Origin of the sequence: Halpernia humi (assembly GCF_900108025.1) — a bacterium.
GTDB lineage: Bacteria > Bacteroidota > Bacteroidia > Flavobacteriales > Weeksellaceae > Halpernia > Halpernia humi.
This window is the reverse complement of sequence record NZ_FNUS01000001.1, coordinates 767,296-785,804: the sequence shown is the minus strand read 5'-3', so window position 1 is coordinate 785,804 and position 18,509 is coordinate 767,296. Positions and strand designations below refer to the sequence as shown.

The 18,509-nt window shown below is 33.4% G+C and carries 17 protein-coding genes and 3 tRNA genes; 12 read left to right on the top strand and 8 right to left on the bottom strand.

Features of this window, described 5'->3' with window-relative positions; all coding sequences use genetic code 11:
• The first annotated feature begins 28 nt into the window (after nt 1-28).
• Nucleotides 29-1,102 carry a formimidoylglutamase gene (locus C4S29_RS03645; RefSeq protein WP_103912749.1) on the top strand — a complete coding sequence of 358 codons (1,074 nt, stop codon included), beginning with the start codon at nt 29-31 and terminating at the stop codon, nt 1,100-1,102.
• A gap of 16 nt (nt 1,103-1,118) precedes the next feature.
• Here C4S29_RS03645 and C4S29_RS03640 read toward each other — a convergent pair whose 3' ends face one another.
• The gene (locus tag C4S29_RS03640; RefSeq protein WP_103912748.1) at nt 1,119-2,126 is read right to left on the bottom strand and encodes an N-acetylmuramoyl-L-alanine amidase; all 1,008 of its coding nucleotides are present in this window, start codon (nt 2,124-2,126) and stop codon (nt 1,119-1,121) included.
• Between the two features lie 131 nt (nt 2,127-2,257).
• Here C4S29_RS03640 and C4S29_RS03635 point away from each other — a divergent pair.
• The 4 genes from C4S29_RS03635 to C4S29_RS03620 all read left to right on the top strand — a co-directional run bounded on the left by C4S29_RS03635 (nt 2,258) and on the right by C4S29_RS03620 (nt 3,133).
• Nucleotides 2,258-2,344, top strand: a tRNA-Ser gene (locus C4S29_RS03635).
• Between the two features lie 23 nt (nt 2,345-2,367).
• Nucleotides 2,368-2,442: transfer RNA gene (locus C4S29_RS03630), tRNA-Pro, on the top strand.
• Nucleotides 2,443-2,509: 67 nt separating this feature from the next.
• Nucleotides 2,510-2,583, top strand: a tRNA-Arg gene (locus C4S29_RS03625).
• Between the two features lie 346 nt (nt 2,584-2,929).
• A complete protein-coding gene (locus C4S29_RS03620; RefSeq protein ID WP_103912747.1) occupies nt 2,930-3,133 on the top strand; it encodes a hypothetical protein in 204 nt (67 codons plus the stop codon).
• A 61-nt stretch (nt 3,134-3,194) separates the two neighbouring features.
• On the opposite strand, the gene C4S29_RS03615 is transcribed toward C4S29_RS03620, so the two are convergent.
• On the bottom strand, nt 3,195-4,391 hold the full coding sequence (locus C4S29_RS03615) for an exo-beta-N-acetylmuramidase NamZ family protein (RefSeq protein WP_103913031.1): 1,197 nt from the start codon (nt 4,389-4,391) through the stop codon (nt 3,195-3,197).
• 4 nt (nt 4,392-4,395) lie between these two features.
• On the opposite strand from C4S29_RS03615, the gene C4S29_RS03610 reads away from it, so the two are divergent.
• Nucleotides 4,396-5,625, top strand: a complete 1,230-nt coding sequence (locus C4S29_RS03610) for an ABC transporter permease (protein WP_103912746.1) — start codon at nt 4,396-4,398, stop codon at nt 5,623-5,625.
• A 238-nt stretch (nt 5,626-5,863) separates the two neighbouring features.
• Nucleotides 5,864-6,847, top strand: coding sequence for a PLP-dependent cysteine synthase family protein (locus C4S29_RS03605; RefSeq protein WP_103912745.1), 984 nt, complete (start codon nt 5,864-5,866; stop codon nt 6,845-6,847).
• Between the two features lie 116 nt (nt 6,848-6,963).
• Here C4S29_RS03605 and C4S29_RS14895 read toward each other — a convergent pair whose 3' ends face one another.
• The gene (locus C4S29_RS14895) at nt 6,964-7,470 is read right to left on the bottom strand and encodes a TonB-dependent receptor (protein ID WP_233740475.1); all 507 of its coding nucleotides are present in this window, start codon (nt 7,468-7,470) and stop codon (nt 6,964-6,966) included.
• A 26-nt stretch (nt 7,471-7,496) separates the two neighbouring features.
• Nucleotides 7,497-9,716, bottom strand: coding sequence for a TonB-dependent receptor plug domain-containing protein (locus C4S29_RS03600; RefSeq protein WP_233740473.1), 2,220 nt, complete (start codon nt 9,714-9,716; stop codon nt 7,497-7,499).
• Nucleotides 9,717-10,148: 432 nt separating this feature from the next.
• Here C4S29_RS03600 and C4S29_RS03595 point away from each other — a divergent pair, with 432 nt between their 5' ends.
• The 5 genes from C4S29_RS03595 to C4S29_RS03575 all read left to right on the top strand — a co-directional run bounded on the left by C4S29_RS03595 (nt 10,149) and on the right by C4S29_RS03575 (nt 14,778).
• Nucleotides 10,149-10,484 (top strand): PadR family transcriptional regulator, encoded by a 336-nt coding sequence (locus C4S29_RS03595; protein ID WP_103912744.1) that lies wholly within the window; start codon nt 10,149-10,151, stop codon nt 10,482-10,484.
• 4 nt (nt 10,485-10,488) lie between these two features.
• Entirely contained in the window at nt 10,489-12,180 is a 1,692-nt protein-coding gene (locus C4S29_RS03590; protein ID WP_103912743.1) for a PspC domain-containing protein, read from the top strand.
• 311 nt (nt 12,181-12,491) lie between these two features.
• The gene (locus C4S29_RS03585) at nt 12,492-13,058 is read left to right on the top strand and encodes a 1-acyl-sn-glycerol-3-phosphate acyltransferase (RefSeq protein ID WP_103912742.1); all 567 of its coding nucleotides are present in this window, start codon (nt 12,492-12,494) and stop codon (nt 13,056-13,058) included.
• 315 nt (nt 13,059-13,373) lie between these two features.
• Complete coding sequence (locus C4S29_RS03580) at nt 13,374-13,796, top strand: PaaI family thioesterase (RefSeq protein WP_103912741.1); 423 nt, start codon at nt 13,374-13,376, stop codon at nt 13,794-13,796.
• 1 nt (nt 13,797) lies between these two features.
• Nucleotides 13,798-14,778: a chorismate-binding protein gene (locus C4S29_RS03575; RefSeq protein WP_103912740.1), complete on the top strand. Its 981-nt coding sequence runs from the start codon at nt 13,798-13,800 to the stop codon at nt 14,776-14,778.
• A gap of 400 nt (nt 14,779-15,178) precedes the next feature.
• On the opposite strand, the gene C4S29_RS03570 is transcribed toward C4S29_RS03575, so the two are convergent.
• Genes C4S29_RS03570 through C4S29_RS03555 form a run of 4 tightly spaced genes read right to left on the bottom strand, consistent with a single transcriptional unit; the run spans nt 15,179 to nt 18,493 of the window.
• The gene (locus tag C4S29_RS03570) at nt 15,179-15,376 is read right to left on the bottom strand and encodes a hypothetical protein (RefSeq protein ID WP_103912739.1); all 198 of its coding nucleotides are present in this window, start codon (nt 15,374-15,376) and stop codon (nt 15,179-15,181) included.
• A gap of 11 nt (nt 15,377-15,387) precedes the next feature.
• Nucleotides 15,388-15,984 carry a MarC family protein gene (locus tag C4S29_RS03565; RefSeq protein ID WP_103912738.1) on the bottom strand — a complete coding sequence of 199 codons (597 nt, stop codon included), beginning with the start codon at nt 15,982-15,984 and terminating at the stop codon, nt 15,388-15,390.
• 41 nt (nt 15,985-16,025) lie between these two features.
• Complete coding sequence (locus C4S29_RS03560) at nt 16,026-17,753, bottom strand: BatD family protein (RefSeq protein WP_103912737.1); 1,728 nt, start codon at nt 17,751-17,753, stop codon at nt 16,026-16,028.
• Nucleotides 17,753-18,493 (bottom strand): tetratricopeptide repeat protein, encoded by a 741-nt coding sequence (locus tag C4S29_RS03555; protein ID WP_103912736.1) that lies wholly within the window; start codon nt 18,491-18,493, stop codon nt 17,753-17,755. The genes C4S29_RS03560 and C4S29_RS03555 overlap by 1 nt, the downstream gene beginning before the upstream one ends.
• Between the last annotated feature and the right edge of the window lie 16 nt (nt 18,494-18,509).

The following is an 18,509-nucleotide window of genomic DNA, read 5'->3' as shown; positions in this document are numbered from 1 at the left end:
ACATCTTCACAATTGAACGACTTAAAAAATGAACATCGAAGACTTTCTAATTCCCGCACCAAAGTTAAAAACAGAAAAGTGGCAATTGGGGCATTTTATAAAATCTGAAATTTTAGAAAATAGCATTGTTTTGATATTTGTTTCAGATTTCAGAGGAGCAAATAGAAGTGGGGAAAGCCAAGATTTTAGAAAAGTTCGAGCGGAACTTTACCGGCTTTCGCATCTTCAATTTGAAACGGATATTTGCGATTTGGGCGACCTTATTTCGGGGAAAACAATAGAAGACACGCATTTTATTTTGCAAGAATTTTTATCTCTTTGTCATTATAAAAATGCCATTCCGGTAATTATTGGTGGCAGTAATGATTTGGCGTTTTCGTTATTTTCTGCTTTAAATTTTCATCAAAAAAATATTAATTATACCCAAATAAATAGCAAAGTAGAACTAGGAAATGCAGATGAACCGCTTTCTGAAAAAAATTATTTAACTAAAATTTTAAGTTCAAAAAATCTTTCGGTAAAAAATTACCATCATCTTGGCTATCAAAAACATTTGAACGCGCAAGAATCGGTAAATCTCATCAAAGAAGTAGAGTTTGATATTCTTCGATTAGCTGAAATGATGAATGAGACAGACAAAGCAGAACCTTATTTCCGACGTGCAAATTTGGTGACTTTAAACTGCGATGCGGTAGAGAGTTTTGCCGAAGATTTCTCCATTCATCCGCAAGTAAACGGTCTAAATAGACGCGAAATTTGTGCTTATATGCAAGAAATTGGATTGGGCGAAAACCTCAAATCTGTGGGTATTTTTAATTTTAATTTTGAAGCTGAGAGCAGATTAAACCATCAGTTGTTGGCGCACATGATTTGGTACCTTATTTCGGGTATAGATTTAGAAAAATCGCATCCAAAGGAGCGTTTTTATGAAACTTTCCACGTAATGATTGAGGAGGAAAATTACACTTTTAGACGCGATTCATTTAAAAACTTATGGTATTTTGGCGCAGACGAAAAAATAGAAAATTGTTTGCCTTGCTCGGCTGCAGATTATCAGTTGGCGAAAGAAGGAAAAATTGCGAAACGCTTATTGCATTTTTAATTTTAGAGTTTCAAAATTATGGGTATTTTTGATGCAAAGCTTGAAGAATTGCCCAAGTTTCTGGGTCTAAAACGCCATCATAAACCTGTGGACGAAAATGATACTGAAAACTCTCAAGTGTCTTTTTTGTTGCATCATCCCAAGCACCAGTAAGCGGTAGGTCGTATCCAAAATCAGATAACATAGTCTGAACTTTAAAAATAAAAGGACTTGTATTCACTTGATTTTCAAAATCTGAATTAATCGCAAGATTATAAAAATTTTGTTTTACAGGTTCATCGTACCACATTCCCAATTGGTATTCTTTGTAAAGTCTTTCCCATGGGAAATAAGGGCCTGGATCTTGTTTCCTTGTCGGTGCGATATCAGAATGGCCTAAAATATTCGTTGGCGGAATCATATATCGAGTTGCGATATCTTTTGCTAAAGCCGCTACTTTTTTAAATTGATATTCCGGGAAAGGTACAAATATTTTTTTTCCGGTTTCATCTGTTGTATAGCCCGGATTTACAATTTCAATACCGATTGAGTTATCATTCAAGTATTTATCTTTTCGCCAAGCGCTAATTCCAGCGTGATAGGCACGTTTGTTTTCATCTACGAGTAGATAGATTTCTTTGTCGTCTAAATCATTTACAAGATAATGCGCACTTACAGATTGCTCTGTTAAAACACGAATCGATTTTTCATCATTCAAAGCGGTATAATGAATTATCAGATATTTTTGCCGAAAATTTTGCGCTAGAGAAGGGAAGTAGGTTTTCACCACTTTGTATCCGGCTGGCTTTGCATCTACGATGGAGCCATAACTTATAGTATTATCATTTTTAGAAGCATCTGCTAAATTAACGGTGAAATAGTCCCCTTTTTTATCGGTTTCTACATGAGGTTTCTCAACTATCTTTGGAGTAGCGTTCACTTTTGTGGCAACTGGTTTCGCGGCAACTTTCTTTTTGATATTTTTCTGTGAACCACAAGAAAGCATTAAAATTCCTAAAGAGATGATATATAATGAATTACGCATTTTTATTTTTATTTCAAATTTCTAAAGTTCAAAAATACTAATTAATTTAGAATTTTTTTTGGTAAATACTCAAAACTATTTTATATTTGCACTCGCAATTACAGAACAGAAGCTCTTAAAAATATTGCAATGGAGAGTTGCCTGAGTGGCCGAAAGGACTTGTTTGCTAAACAAGCGTACGGGAAACTGTACCAAGGGTTCGAATCCCTTACTCTCCGCAACTTTCAGCAAAAATACTCCTCGGGGCGTAGCGTAGTCCGGTCATCGCGCCTGGTTTGGGACCAGGAGGTCGCAGGTTCGAATCCTGCCGCCCCGACTTTTTTTATTAATTTTTTTCAAAAAATTTTTCACGGGTGCGTTGCTATTTTAGCAAAACACAAAATGGGTGCGTAGCTCAGCTGGATAGAGCATCTGCCTTCTAAGCAGACGGTCACAGGTTCGAATCCTGTCGCGCTCACTTAACCTCGTTTACACGAGGTTTTTTTATTTTATACTATTTAGCTTAAATTATTTTGAAACAGAACTTTTTAATTGAGAAGTTTAAGAGCCTGTTTAAATTTATAATTTATTTTTACCATTAAGGAATTAAGCCATTTTCGCTTAAAAAACTTAATAAAAATCAATTTATTGATTGCTTAATCAGAATAAACTTAACTCACTGAAATTCTTAATGTTAAATTTAAGAATAAACAGATTTTATTTTAATTTAGAAAATTAAGAAAAGGCTATAAAAAATTTATTGAATGAAATTTAAACAGGCTCTTAATATTAATTATAATTTTGCAGAAATTTAAAATCTTTAAATGGATATTAAAACTAAAAAATACGCCCTTTTTGCACTTATTACTTTTATCGTTTTATTTTTAATGAATTATGTCGGAAGCACTTATCCTGACAAACTATCGCGTGCCTTGATGACTGCAGGCGCGGGCGTTGTAGGTTTAACGATTGCCATGTGGTATATTCACAGAACTAAAAAAAACGATACTTTTCATGATTTTGATTAAATAAAAATGCTAAGGTTTGCCCTTTCTATTTTCTAAATATGAAGCGTATTAAAGGGCTTTTCTAATCTTCATACATCACATATTTTGCTCTAATTTTTTGGAACTTTTCTAAATCTTTTTGCCAAGATTTTCTAATTTCTTTTTCTGGTGTTTTTGCTATAATTTGTTTTCTCAAAATATCACTTCCGGCTAGTTTATCAAAAAATAGATTTTTTAAGAAGAAACTTTCGTTCGGGTTTTTATAATCGGCGTAAGCGGCAATCAGCCATTTTAAATTTATTTCTCTTAAATCTAAATTTTTCTTTGCTAAATTTTCACCAAAACATAATTTGCCATTAAGAAATGGATCTTTTGCACCCCTGCTTGGTTTTGGTGTAAATTGATAAGGAAAATCTTTCGTCCACGGAGAGCCAAAAATTTGAAAAGGTAAATCTGTTCCGCGGCCCACAGAAACTTGTGTGCCTTCAAAAAAACAAAGAGATGGATATAAATTGATTGATTTTGCATTTGGCAAATTTGGGGAAGGTTTTTCCAAAAAATCATAGCGTTGCTTTTTATGATAATTCTGCATCGGAATTACTGTGTATTTCGCTTGAACGCCGTTTTTTAGCCAATGTTCGCCGTTTACCATTTTTCCATATTCGCCAATCGTCAAACCATAAACCACGGGAACTTCGTGCAAACCCACAAAACTAGAAAACGCAGGTTTCAAAACTGGTCCATCAATAAAGCCATCGTTTGGGTTTGGCCGGTCTAAAACCATTACTTCTACATTATTTTCTGCCGCCGCTTCCATTAAATAACTTAAAGTAGAGATGTAAGTGTAAAACCGAACGCCTACATCTTGAATGTCAAAAACCACAACATCAATGCCTTTTAGTTGTTCTGGTTTCGGTTTTTTATTGTCGCCATAAAGCGAAATTATGGGAATTTCTGTCTTTAAATCTTTACCATTTTTCACGTGTTCGCCAGCGTCTGCATCACCCCGGAAGCCGTGTTCCGGCGCAAAAATCGTTTTGATTTTGATATTTTTTTTAATTAAAAAATCCACCAAATTTGTTCGGTCTTTTAGCAAGCCGGTTTGATTGGTGAGTACGGCGATTGTTTTATTTTTTAGAAGTGGTAAATATAGTTCTGGCCGATCTGCACCAGTTTTGAAGCAATCTTTATCTAAATTTTGCGCATTAAAAACAGAAGTGAAGCCAAAATAAATTAGGCAAATCAGAAGTAAATCTTTAATTTTGAGTTTTAAATTCATTTTATTGAAATTTCCATTATATTTTTCCAAGAAAATTGCTTTTTCCAAAGATAATAAAAATAATCTCTCACGGGTGATTGTCTTTATTGGTAGGCTTTCTGTGGCTTTAGGAATTATTGTTTCCCTCATAACGGTTTCCACTGGCTTGGGCTCTAAGAAAGCCATCAAAGAAAGATTGGCAGATTTTAGTGGGCATATTTCCATAAAATCTACGCGTTCTAATTCTTCCTACAATTCTTCAGTTTTAGATACAAGCCATTTTTATCCAGAGAAAATAAAAAATTTACCCGAAGTTGCAAGTGTACAAAAATATGCGACGGTAAGTGGAATTTTTCGAAACGAAAAGAATTTTGCGGGTATTATTTTTAAAGGTGTTGGGAAAGATTTTGATGCCAATCGTTTTAAAAAATTTTTAATTGAAGGCGTTACTCCGAAAATTACCGAAGATGGCTACAATAGCCAAATTGTAATCTCAAAAAAAATTGCGTCTGATCTTAATTTGAAATTGAATGACAGCATTGTTGCTATTTTTTCTAAAGAAGACAGGAGCCCTATTTATAGAAAATTTGAAGTGGTTGGGATTTACAAAACCGACATCAAAATGATTGATGATTTGGTGGTAATTGGCGGCATCAACCAAGTGCGCAAGATACAAGAAATGGGGCCGAATGATATTGGCGGAATGGATGTTTTTCTAAAAAACATCAATGATGTTGATGAGGTTTTCCCGAAAGTAGAAAATTTAATTGGTCTAAAAAATTATGCTGAAAAGGCGACTGATAAATATCCACAAATTTTGGAATGGATTAATATTTTTGATGTGAATATCGGTTTGATTATCGCTATAATGCTTATTGTGGTGGTGATTAATATTATTATGGTTTTGCTCATTTTAATTATAGAACGCACTAATTCTATTGGTATGCTGAAAACTTTGGGCGCGAGCAATGGGCAAATTCGCTCTATTTTTATTAATTATACTTTATTGATAATGATTCCAGGTTTAATAATTGGGAATTTGGTTGGGATTGTATTATTGTATTTGCAGAAAATTTTTGGTTTTATTACTTTAAACCCAGAGAATTATTATGTGAGTGTTGTTCCGGTGGATTTGAATCCGCTTTATATTTTTATGATTTCTTTTGGGATTCTTTTGGTTTCGGCTTTATCATTGGTTTTGCCGAGTTTTCTAATTAGTAAAATTTCGCCGGTGAAAGCGATAAAGTATAATTAGAATATTAAGCGAAAAGTAAAATTTTTGGTTTCTTTTTGTTTTAGTTAAAGTTTAGTTCACATCTTTAAGGTTTTTAGTCCCTATTTTTTTTCGTAAATTTGCCCTCGGAAAAAGCGGAAATCTTCTTTTTAGCCCCGATTGCAGCGGCATCCTGCGACCCGATTAGGGGCGCAGATATAGCGGAAAGCGGGTGTAATATTCTAAAAAAACAAAACTGTCTTGCTCCCAAAAAATTGATATGAAATACGCAGAAAATATATTAGAAACCATCGGGAATACGCCTTTGGTGAAAATAAACAAAGTTTTAGGAGAAGATTTCCCCGCATTGGTTTTGGCGAAAGTGGAGACTTTTAATCCTGGGAATTCTGTAAAAGACAGAATGGCTTTAAAAATGATTAAAGATGCTGAAAATGATGGCCGCTTAAAACCTGGCGGAACTATTATTGAAGGCACTTCTGGAAATACTGGAATGGGCTTGGCTTTAGCCGCAATTATAAAAGGCTACAAATGTATTTTTGTGACAAATGCCAAACAATCTAAAGAAAAATGTGATATTTTGCGTGCAATGGGTGCGGAAGTGATTGTGTGCCCAACCGACGTAAAGCCTACAGATCCAAGGTCTTATTACAGTGTTTCTAAACGATTGGCTACTGAAACTGAAAACGGTTGGTACGTGAATCAGTATGATAATTTATCTAACCGGGAAGCGCATTATGAAAGTACTGCACCAGAAATTTGGGAGCAAACGGAAGGGAAATTAACGCATTTTGTAGTTGGCGCGGGAACGGGCGGTACAATTACTGGTTGCGGAAAATTCTTTAAGGAAAAGGATAAAAATATTCAAATAATTGGTGTGGATACTTATGGCTCTATCTTGAAAGAGTATCATGATACGGGTGTTTTGGATTTGAGAAATGCCTACACTTACATCACAGAAGGCATTGGCGAAGATATTATTCCTGAAAATTATGATATGAATGTGATTGATCATTTTGAGAAGGTGACGGATAAAGATGGAGCAATTTATGCTAGAAAATTAGCCAAAGAAGAGGGTATTTTTTGTGGTTATTCTGCTGGAAGTGCGATTGCTGCTTTGGTGCAGATGAAAGATCAGTTTACGAAAGATGATATAATTGTAGTGCTTTTGCACGATCACGGTTCGCGCTATGTTGCCAAGATTTATAATGATGATTGGATGAAAGAGCAGGGCTGGTTGGATTAATGAGATTTTAATTTAACTAAAAACTAGAATTTATTTTAATCAAGGTTGGTTATAAAATGAAAAATCCGATAAGAACATTTCTTATCGGATTTTTTTTAGTGAGAAGTATTTGCTTTTTAGAAAGTTAAATTAACTCTTGCGAATAAATATCTTCCTGCAAAACCAAACTGAGACACGGCTCTAGAATAGATAAACTGATCGCCACTTGTTAAAGAAGCGAGATTTTTGTCTGGATAGGTATCAAATAAATTGTTTGCGCCTACTGTTAATCTAAACATTTTAGTAAATGCATAACTTACAGAGGCGTCTGTAATTACTTTTCCTCCATAAACAGGGTGCCCATTTGCATCAACTTTTGTAATACCATCTGCTACACCTGTGTTTGGATCGGTAACTTTACCAAAATAGGAGAGTCTAGAATAAATATCAAATTTATTTAGAGTTAATGTATTCATAAAACTAAGTTTGGCTCTTGGAACTGCTTCTTGTAGATATATTCTCGAAGATTCACTAAAGTAAGTGGATTCTGAACCTTTAAGTTTATCAGAAGAATGAATATCTCCAATTCTTTCGGTTTTGGTTAATGCTAAAGCCAAATCAGATTTCAATCTTGCTTTGCCCAAGGTTGCAACATTAGATAATACTACATCTAACCTCTGGTTTGGGTATCAATGGCGTTGGCAAAGAATGAAGCACTTGTCGCGCCTGCTTGATTAAATAATGCTTGTGTCGCTGGAGTAGGCGAAAATGCACCCGTCATCACAATCCTGTTTTTTATTTTAATGTAATATCCATCGGTTGTTAAAGATAATCTGGTGTTAGGAATTTTCCATGTAACCCCAAAACTGTAGTTGTTTGATTCTTCTTGTTTCAAACTTGGGATTCCTAAAAGAACAGCCAACTGGGAATCATTTCTAAATAAACCTTGTTCCGTTGCGATTCCGTTAACGAAGATGGTAGAAGTAGAGTTAAAATATCTTTGTGCCAAAGAAGGTGCTCTAAATCCTGAAGAAATTGCGCCTCTTAATGCAAAGCCTCCTCCCAATTTATAACGGGTCGCGACTTTATAATTAAATGTAGAACCGAAATCTGAGTAATTTTCAAAACGTCCGGCAACTTCTACTAAAAATGCTTTGGTCAAATCGAATTCTGTATCTACATAGAAAGCGATATTATTTCTGGTTTCATTTACAGCATTTTCTGGTCTAAAACCTGGAAAAACTTGTGCGCCTCCAGGTCTAGAAGATCCAAAGAAATCTGTTGGTAAATTACCATTAGGATTGACCGTATTTATTGTGCCATCTACATTATATTGAGCCCAAGACGCTTCTTCTCCTGCTCTTATTTTATACATTTCAGTTCTAAATTCACTACCAAAAGCCACGTTTAAACCACTTAATACATCATAGTTTTTAGAAAAATCTAAGTTGACGGAGTTTTGACCGTATTTTAAACCTCCTGAATCAAATTCATTTTGAAAACTACCATTAGGATTTACTGGCATAGTTACGTTTGCAGTATTTAAAATGGTATAATCAAATTTGTTTTGTCCGTAAGTATTACTAAAATCAAAATCCCAACCCATAATTTTACCTTTTAAACCTCCAGCCAAAGAAAAATCTTTAATTGTAGAACCAATTTCAGGTAAAAATCCATTTGGGTAAAAAGCAGATTGGTCTCTATTTTGGTCGGCTCGTCTATAGAAACCTGCAGAATTTCCATCTCTATAACCATAACCACCAAACCAATAAAAATCTAATTTATCATTAATTGGTATGATGGAGTTTGCCATAAACTGCACATTAGACGCTTTGGATTGTCCTACTCTCATGTTAATGTCTTTTCTTGTCAATCCTCTGTAAGACAATTCATTATCTGTAACGTCTGTTTTAAGTAAACTTTGTAAGCCTGTGATGCTGTTTGTGTTGGCAATTGCAGTTTGTTGTGCAGCTGTTAAATATCCTACTTGCGAAGCGTACTGGTGAATGGTATTGATTACATTATTTGTAACATCTGTGCCATTAAGTGTTGCAACACCACCAGAAACTCTATCAAACAATCCAGAAAGAATTGTTCCGTTTTCTCTGGCTCTTTGTTCTACTGCATTATAAAGATTAAAAGCGGTTCCATCCCAAGTTCCTGCTCTGGAAGTTGGATTTCTCCAACCCACTGTACCTGTTAAATTCACAAAACCTTTATCTCCAACTTTAAAACCATAATTGGCGTCTAATTGTAGTTTTTCTCCATCCATTCCTCCGGTATTGTCATTAGCGCCATTTGTGACGTTTGCGCCAGAGCTTAATTGTAAATCTAGTTTTCCAGTTGCTCTTTTCATCACCACATTAATAACTCCTGCAATAGCATCGGAACCATATTGAGAAGACGCGCCGTCTCTTAAAACTTCAATTCTATCGATTGAAAAAGCAGGAATTGCGTTTAGATCGGTTCCTACAGAACCTCTTCCTGGTGTTCCATTTACATTAACTAAAGATGAATTGTGTCTTCTTTTTCCATTAAGTAAAACCAAAACTTGATCTGGTCCCAAGCCTCTCAATTGAGCAGGATCAATATGATCTGTTCCATCTGCAACCGTCATGGCATTAGAGGTAAAAGAAGGCGCTACATAATTCAAAATCTGGTTGAGATCGGTTTGAGGAGCGGCTACTGCAAGTTCACTAATGTTTAAAACATCAACAGGTACAGGTGTGTCAGTAGCGACTCTGCTTTTGTTTCTAGAGCCAATGATAGTGACTTTTTCTACATCATTTGTTTTGATGCTGTCTTTTGCTTTTTCTTGAGCGTACGCAAATGCAGCCACCGAAGTGAGTGCACCAAGAACCAGCATTTTTTCAAAGTAAATTTTCCACATAGTTATTAAATTTTTAATATTATTAATCAAAAGTAATAAATGTATTGGTAAAATAAGGTATAAATTATGAATAATATTATAAAAAGTCTTAAAATTATAGTTAAATAAAAATGTAATAATTTGTATTATCCTGTTAAATTTAAACTAAACACAACTTTTTATTTAATTTTTTTTAATGTTAATCGAAATGATTTAAAATTAATGGAATTGATTATCAACTAGTTAATGCATATTAATGATTTTTTTTACTACTTTGTATTGCATAATACTGTTTTAATTGTATATCTTTGCATAGTATAATCGAAATAGAATCTATTTTTTATAAAATTATTTAACCAGAGCCGCTTATGAAATCGCAGATTATAAATTTTATCAATTAAAATTAATTAATGGGCGGTTCCATTTGATCTCAAAAACAACAAATATTTACAAATGAATACAGAGAACACCAAAGCGCAAATGCGGAAAGGCATTCTAGAGTTCTGTATTTTAAGCCTGATTGATCATCGTGAAATGTATGTTTCAGATTTGATAGAGGAACTTAAAAAAGGACGCTTGGATGTAGTGGAAGGAACACTTTACCCACTTCTAACGCGATTGAAAAATGCAGAATTTCTTTCTTATAGATGGGAAGAATCTACAGGCGGGCCACCGCGAAAATACTACCAGATTACCGAAAAAGGCAAAAATTTTCTTGCTGAATTACAAGTAACCTGGACGGAACTTACCGTTTCCGTAAACCAAATTACCCAACCTTCTAATATTTAATACCATGAATAAGACACTCTCAATAGGACTTGCAGGTTTTTCTTTCACAATAGAAGAACATGCTTACATAAAACTTAGCGATTATTTAGCTGCCCTTCGTAATACTTTAGATGCTAATGAAGCAGATGAGGTGATGCACGATATAGAAATTCGAATGGTCGAAATCTTTAAAGAAACTCTTGGCAAAAGAGAAGTCATCAACGATGATGATGTAGAAAAAGTGATTGCACAAATTGGTGCGCCAGAAAAAATTGAAGAGCAGGAAGAAGCCTATTATTCTGAAAAAACAAAAGCAAAAAAAGAAGAAAAAACGACAGCTTTCAGCGGAAAGAAACAATTATTCCGAGATCCTGCTCAGCAAAAAATTGCAGGCGTTTGCGCAGGTTTGGCGCAATATGTAGGTTTAGATATTACGGCCATGCGTGCCATTTGGTTGGGACTATTTATTGTTGGTCTTTTTACCGCAATTTCTTCTCTTCTAATCGGCTTGGTTTACATTATTCTTTGGATTGTTTTGCCAAAAGCAGAAACGGCGGCAGATTATCTTAAAATGAAAGGGAAACCTTTAAATTTTGATAATTTAAAAGATGAATCTAATAAAATTGTTCAATTTGCAAACGAATCTACCCAAAGAGTTGGAGAAATCTACAAAGAAAATAAACCCTACATCAATAATGCGGGAAACGGCATTTGGAATCTTATTAGATATGTTTTAGGTTCATTCTTTGCATTTCTTGCATTCAGTTGCATTATTGGTACTTTCTTTATTATAGGAATATTGGGAAATCATGATTTCCCCGGAATGAGCCAGTTTGATTTTTATATCAATGAAAATGGCTTAGATAAAGTTTTGATTGCTATGGCAGTGATTGGCGCACTTATTTTCGGCATAATATTTAGTCTTTTTAGCATAAAATTATTTTCTCCAAAAACAAAAGTTCGAAATGTGGGCTATGTAATCGGAGCCTTGGTGATTTCATTAATCGCTTTAAGTACGTACTTCGGAATTAATATGGCTAAAAAAGATATGATGTTTAAAGGTGAAAACCAAGATACGCAAAACATAAGCATTCCTACTATTTCTGATACATTATACGTAGATTCTAGACAAGTCGTAATTCCGCAAAATTTTGTAGGCTACGATGATAATATTTATTCAGATAAAAATAAAGTTTACAAAGGTGATTACCCAGATATTGATATTACCAGAAAAGAGGAGGTAAAAACGCCTTATTTAATTATCAAAAAAGAGGGAAGAGGCTATAATATCCCAATGAATTTGTCTGTTCCGGTGGAAATATCAGGTAACAAAATATTATTCCCAAATTTTATGAGTTATCCATATAAAGACAGATTTAGAAGTTACCACGTTGAATATGAATTGGTTGTGCCAAAAAACACAAAAGTGCTTGAATTAAGAGAAAATAAAGTGAGTGTGAATGACGATGAAAATAACAGTTCAGACAGCAGCGATTCTGATTCTAGTGATTCTGTAAATATAAACATCAACGGAAAATCAATCGTAGTGCCGTCTGAAGACGCAGATTCCATCATCATCAACGGAAAAAAAGTAGGAAAAGAAGAAGCCGAAAATCTAATAAAAAATTTAAACGTCAGTCCAAAAGATTTTAAAAATATAAAAATTGATGTGGATAAAGATGGCGAGAAAAGCAAAATCTCTATAAAAACCAAATAGAAATTGAGAGTGCAGCAAGCGTGGATGGTCTTTTAACTAAATTATGCTTCCACGCTGCTTACTTTCTTTTTTATTAATTATTTAAAAATTTAACGTTCTGTTAAGATATTTATTAATCGCAATAGCTTATCTTCGTAATGTTAAAATTTTCTTAATCATTTAACACAAAAATTATGGTACAATTAGTTTTAGACATCGTGCTCACGGTGGTGAATTTCATCACTGGATTGTTCTAACCAAATTCTTATTTAATATATTTGCAGTATAACCACTTGTTGGTTATACTTTTTGTTTTTAAATACTAAAACTCAATGAAAAAATTACTCGGTAAATTAGCCCTAAAAATTCTCGGCTGGAAAATAGTTCTAGATGGCGATGTGAAAAATCTAGACCGTTGCATCCTCGTGGTAGCACCACACACCGCAAATATTGAATATATTTTAGGCAATTTCGCCTATTGGGTTTTAGGTAAACCTTTAAAAATAATCATTAAAGATCAACACACAAAAGCATGGTATGGTTTTATAGTAAAAGCTTTAGGTGGAATTGGTATCGATAGATCCCAAAGAAACGATTTGGTAAACTTTGTAGATCGGCAGTTTAAACGCGAAGATTTTAGTCTGGTAATCACGCCAGAAGGTACTCGCAGCCGTGTTGAAAAATGGAAAAAAGGCTTTTATTACATGGCTTTAAAATCCAAAGTACCAATTGTTTTGGGTGCCGGAGACTTTTCAAAAAAAGAAATTCACCTCGGAAAAGCAATTTCTGTGCACGATTTGCAAACGCGTACTTTTGAAGATATAATGGCAGAATTAGAAGAATATTACCGACCAATTGTTCCCGCCGTTCCAGAAAACTGGAATCCGAAGATTTATTAAATATTAAAAATCAATTACAATTATTTTATTTGAAATAATTCCTTGCAGATTTTACAGATTGAGCCAATTTTTAATTAAAAAAAATACATTTTAATTAGGTTTTCCTAAATCTAACCACAATATTAACCATTGCGTACATTGCGTACATTGCGTAAAACCATAGCGCTCATTGCGTGAAAAAAAGCGTCATTGCGTGAAACAACACAAAAACTCAAAATCTAACCACAAAATAAACCATTGCGTACATTGCGTAAAACCATAGCGCACATTGCGTGAAAAAAAGCGTCATTGCGTGAAATATTTCCAAATTAAAAAATGACAAATAAAGAAAAAAAAGAAATTTTAGATTTTTTAAATAATTGGGGAAACGGTCTGCTCGCCAAAAACCTCGGCATTCAATTTTCTGAAGTTACCGAAGATTCACTTTCCGCCACGATGCCTGTTGATGAAGGAGTGCATCAACCTTTTGGGATTTTGCACGGCGGCGCAAGTTGTGTTTTGGCCGAAACCTTAGGTTCGTGTTTGTCTAATATTTTCATAGATAAAGAAAAATATTATGCTGTTGGAACCAATATAAATTCCAACCATTTGCGCAGCATTCGAAAAGGAATGGTAACCGGCACTGCAAAATTTATAAGAAAAGGTAAAACGATGCATGTTTCTGAAATAGAGATTCGCAACGAAAAAGGGGATCTCATCAACTATACTACGATGACTAATAATGTGATTGCGAAGTAAAATGCGAAACCAAATCTATTTCCGACTTCCTTTTTCCAAAACTATTTTTTCTAATGATGTATCATCCGAAAATCATGTGGTTCAATTCACCAGTTTTGATGGTTTAGAAAAATTAGATTTTAAAGGAAATCTGCAAAATAGTTCTGTTAATGAACTATTAATAAATCCGCTATTTTCTAAGGATTTAAATTTTAAGTTGAATAAATGCGAAGAAGAATCTGAAGAAAATTACACTAAAAAATTAGATGAAGTCATTTCATTTATCCAAAAAAATAAAATTCCAAAATTGGTTATTTCTCGTCGGAAAATTCTGGATTTAAAAGACAAAAATATCAACTTATCTCAAAGTTTTTTAAATTTAATAAAAGCTTATGATAATGCTTTCACTTATTTATTTAGAACTGAAAACGCCTGCTGGTTGGGTGCTTTTTCTGAAGTTTTAGGTAAATTTAATAAAGAAAATGCCACTTTTGAAACAATGAGTTTGGCCGGAACTTTAGCATTAAATAAAACTTGGACATCTAAGGAATTGGATGAACAAAAAACGGTAAGTAATTATGTGAAATCTGTATTATCTAAATATTCAGATGAAGTTGAAATTTCTGAAACCAAAGATCATATTTCTGGCAATATCAAACATCTTCGTACAGATTTTAAATTAAAATTAGAAAGAAAAAATTTAGAAAATTTAATTTCAGAACTTCATCCAACGCCTGCTGTTTGTGGTATTCCAAAAGAATTTTGCAAAACTGCAATTTCTAATTTTGAAGAAAATCCTAGAGAATTTTATGCGGGTTATTCTAAAGTAGAAACTACTGATGAAATCTATTATTTCGTAAATTTAAGATGCTCTAAAATACATAAAAACGCGGCGGAAGTTTTTGTAGGAGGCGGAATTACAGCCCAAAGCAAAGCGCTAAATGAATGGGCGGAAACCGAACTAAAAGCCGAAGCCATTCTTAAAAATTTAGAATTTTTTTAAATTTTATTGCTTAATTTCTTTATCTGAATAAACTGGCTTTATTCTTTAAATTTTAGCGTTAAGTCGTTCGTATTTTTCTAGATAAGGCTATTCATAAATCTAGAGATTGATTCTAAGAGCCTGTTTAAATTTCATTCAATAAATTTTTTATAGCCTTTTCTTAATTTTCTAAATTAAAATAAACTCTGTTTATTCTTAAATTTAACATTAAGAATTTCAGTGAGTTAAGTTTATTCTGATTAAGCAATCAATAAATTGATTTTTATTAAGTTTTTTAAGCGAAAATAGCTTAATTCCTTAATGGTAAAAATAAATTATAAATTTAAACAGGCTCTAAGTTTAATTTTTTTAAAATCTAAAATCTTTTTTAAATTTAATGAAAAAATTTTGCATTAAAAATTTATCCTTTAGCCGTAGAAAGTTTGCTCCAAGTATGAAGCACAAAAACTACAAAAATCCCTAAAAGCCCTGCTGCCATAGAAAGCACAAATGTTGAATTTTCTTCAGCAAAGAAGGAAATACTCCAATCGAAAACATAGAGGTTGGCTGCGATAAATATTATGAATAGGGCTAAAAATACTTTATAAATGGTTTTCATAAGTGAGAACTTTAAAAATGAATATATTGACTGAAAAGTTGTGCAAAGTTAGCAGTAAATAATTTAATAGCGATGGCTAAAAGCACAATTCCGAAAACTTTTTGTAGAACTTGCAAAGACGCTTTCCCCATTTTTTTTTCAATCCAGGTTGCAGATTTTAGCACCAAATACACGAAAAAAGAATTGAGAAGTATAGCACAAATAATATTAATATCGTGGTATTCTGCTCGTAGAGAGAGAGTTGTTGTTAGGGTTCCGGCGCCCGCTATTAATGGAAATGCAATCGGAACAATCGATGCAGAGGTGCTTTCACCAGATTTGTGAATTTCAATTCCTAAAATCATTTCAAGCGCAATGATAAAAATCACAAAAGCACCTGCAATCGCAAAAGAATTCACATCTACACCAATTAATTTTAATATTTTATCGCCTACAAATAAAAAAGCCATCATTAAAATCGCTGCCACAATCGAGGCTTTTTCAGATTCTATATGCCCGAATTTTTGTTTCAAAGACACAATTATAGGGATAGAACCCAAAATATCTATCACCGCAAAAAGAACCATCGTAGCGGTAAGTGTTTGTTTCCAAGAAAATAATTCGAACATTTTATTTTTATTAATTTCGCAAAAATATGAATAATAAATCGTTATTCTTTAATTTCGGAAAGTAATTTTTTTAGCTTACTAAAAAGGCTATTGATATTCTCTTCTGATTGAAACGGTGCAAATTTTTCTACTGCAAATTCTTCTCTTAAAATAATAAAATCATCTGCTTGTTTGGCGCCTGCTTCTCTCTGTAAATAGTTAGAGAAACTAATGTTGTGCGTTTTCTGTGCAAATTGTTCTAAATCTGCAAGTAAGGAATCGTAATCTTTAAAAAATTCCGTATAATTTTTACTGTCCTTCAATTTTTCTAAATAGGCAATTTCAACATCCAAATCCAAAGTTTTTTCACTTTGTAATCTGGCTTCGGTTTCAGATATATTTTCTACGGGCTTAAGCGTAATTTTTTTTCTATTTTTTTTCTTATTTCTAAATCTAAATAATAAAAATAGTAAAGCAAGGACTAAAGCAGAATAACCTAGAATTACCTTATAATTAAGTTTAGTTTTAGTAGATTTTTCTTGTTTACTTCCACTAATTTTTGGCGTGTTAACGGTTTCTAGAACATTTGCAGTATAGTCATTTACTTTTTCAATTGTGCTTTTTGCATCGCTGATTTGCTCTTGGCTAAGAGCCACGAAACTCAAAGTATCTGCTTTAATACTATCATAAATATGTTGTGCGGGATTGAAGAAGGAAAACGCTTCACTTTTTAGCATTATTTTCCCGCTTTTTTTCGGAATTACAACATATTGTAACTCCACATTGCCAGTAAAACCATTCGAACTGCTCTTTGTATTGTAAATAATTTTTGGGGGGAAGAACGTATAATTTGGTGAATTTGTAAGTCTTGGTAAATTCATGGATTTAAAATTACCTTCCCCAGAAATATTTATTTTTACATTCACAGGGTTTCCTACAGAATAGGTTTTGGCGCGATCTTTTGATAGTTTTATTTTGAAATCTCCAATTGCATTTTTGTAATTTGATGGTTCGTCTGAAGGGAGTTTTTTAACATTTAAACTAACGTTATTAGATTTTAATGTAGATTTTGATATTCTATTTTTCACAACCGCACTTACCGGTGGAACGTTAATTGTGCCACTTTCTGTAGTAGAAATAAGAAAAACGCCAACTACTTGTGATGCCATTTTCCCACTAGAATTTTGCTCGATATCAGATTTTGTGAAATCGACTTGTCTGAAATTAACACCACTATTTTGTGGCACTTTTATGTGGCTTAAATTTCTAAAATTGTTGATATCCTTGCTGTAAACTTTTAAAACCGCTAGAGTGGGTTGGTTTTTATAAATATTTTTATCTTTTACTTCCAGATTGAGATACATGTCATCTGCAGCATTTGTTTTTGCAATGGTTTTTGGATCTGCTTTTGTGATGTAAACATCAAAAGGCTCGGTTTTATATATTTTATTATTGACCGTGATTAGAAATGAGCCAATTTTTATTTTTCCGGCCTGTTTTGGTTGCAGTACAACTTGGTAAATAAATTGATTGATGACTTGCAAAGTTTCGGCGTTGATATCAGTATTTCTTTTCGAAGCGGTACCAACCATGGTGAATTTTGAAAAATCGGGAAGTCTAAGGTTAGATTGTTGTGCATCCTCATCACCTCTTATTTCTAAAGCAACCGTTAGTCTTAATTGTTGGTCTGTGCGCAAATCCCGCGTATCTGGGATTACAGCAAGATTTACCTGTCCGTGAACAGCAATCGCGGAAAAAATAAATAATAAGAAATTCAATGCATTTTTCATTACCAATCCTTCTCGTTGCTCTGCGGCATAGAGTTAGCGTTTTTGTTTAAAATTCTTTTGGCCGTTTCTCTTTCTTGATTTTCTACTCGGTTTAAGATGGCGTTTTCTAAATTTTTTGGCATTTTCCCTTCATTATCTTTCTTATCTGCATCGTTACCATTGTCTCCATTTCCTTTCATGTTTTGGATATTCCCGCCCGATTGTTGCGACGGATTTTTACCCTTTCCATCTTCGTTTTTATTATCATTTTTTTGATTGCCACCTTTGTTGCTTTCCGATTTATTTTGCTGGTTTTTTTGCGCCTGTTTTTCTTTTTCTTTCAATTTTGCAATCTGATAATTGCGCTGCGCACTTTCGTTGTAAGGATCTTGCTTTAAGGCTTTTTTATAATATTCAGCGGCTTTTTCTGGCTGTTTAGTTTCCATATAGCTATTACCAATATTATATTGCGCCGCCATTTTATCAGCAGAGGTTTTGGCGAACTTATCAGCTTTTTGATATTCTGCTCGTGCTTCTTCATACATTTTTCTTTTGTAGAAGGAATTGCCGAGATTGTAATGCGATGTGAAATCTTTATCTTTAGTTTTCGTCGCTTCTAGAAACTTGGAAGAAGAATCTTCGTATTTTTTTTCATTAAAATCTTTATTGCCCTCATACACAAGTGTGTTGTAACTTTCTTGCGCACGCATGAAAGCGCTTAAAAAAATAAAGATAGGAAGTACAAATTTGTAAATTTTCATCAATACAAAAATAATC

Excerpts from the sequence above, each read along its gene's own strand:
- C4S29_RS03640 (WP_103912748.1), bottom strand. The coding sequence starts at position 2,126 with ATGCGTAATTCATTATATATCATCTCTTTAGGAATTTTAATGCTTTCT.
- C4S29_RS03555 (WP_103912736.1), bottom strand. The coding sequence starts at position 18,493 with ATGAAAATTTACAAATTTGTACTTCCTATCTTTATTTTTTTAAGCGCT.
- C4S29_RS03580 (WP_103912741.1), top strand. The coding sequence starts at position 13,374 with ATGACAAATAAAGAAAAAAAAGAAATTTTAGATTTTTTAAATAATTGG.
- C4S29_RS03585 (WP_103912742.1), top strand. The coding sequence starts at position 12,492 with ATGAAAAAATTACTCGGTAAATTAGCCCTAAAAATTCTCGGCTGGAAA.
- C4S29_RS03645 (WP_103912749.1), top strand. The coding sequence starts at position 29 with ATGAACATCGAAGACTTTCTAATTCCCGCACCAAAGTTAAAAACAGAA.
- C4S29_RS03595 (WP_103912744.1), top strand. The coding sequence starts at position 10,149 with ATGAATACAGAGAACACCAAAGCGCAAATGCGGAAAGGCATTCTAGAG.
- C4S29_RS03575 (WP_103912740.1), top strand. The coding sequence starts at position 13,798 with ATGCGAAACCAAATCTATTTCCGACTTCCTTTTTCCAAAACTATTTTT.
- C4S29_RS03600 (WP_233740473.1), bottom strand. The coding sequence starts at position 9,716 with ATGTGGAAAATTTACTTTGAAAAAATGCTGGTTCTTGGTGCACTCACT.
- C4S29_RS03615 (WP_103913031.1), bottom strand. The coding sequence starts at position 4,391 with ATGAATTTAAAACTCAAAATTAAAGATTTACTTCTGATTTGCCTAATT.
- C4S29_RS03620 (WP_103912747.1), top strand. The coding sequence starts at position 2,930 with ATGGATATTAAAACTAAAAAATACGCCCTTTTTGCACTTATTACTTTT.
- C4S29_RS03590 (WP_103912743.1), top strand. The coding sequence starts at position 10,489 with ATGAATAAGACACTCTCAATAGGACTTGCAGGTTTTTCTTTCACAATA.
- C4S29_RS03560 (WP_103912737.1), bottom strand. The coding sequence starts at position 17,753 with ATGAAAAATGCATTGAATTTCTTATTATTTATTTTTTCCGCGATTGCT.
- C4S29_RS03565 (WP_103912738.1), bottom strand. The coding sequence starts at position 15,984 with ATGTTCGAATTATTTTCTTGGAAACAAACACTTACCGCTACGATGGTT.
- C4S29_RS03605 (WP_103912745.1), top strand. The coding sequence starts at position 5,864 with ATGAAATACGCAGAAAATATATTAGAAACCATCGGGAATACGCCTTTG.
- C4S29_RS03570 (WP_103912739.1), bottom strand. The coding sequence starts at position 15,376 with ATGAAAACCATTTATAAAGTATTTTTAGCCCTATTCATAATATTTATC.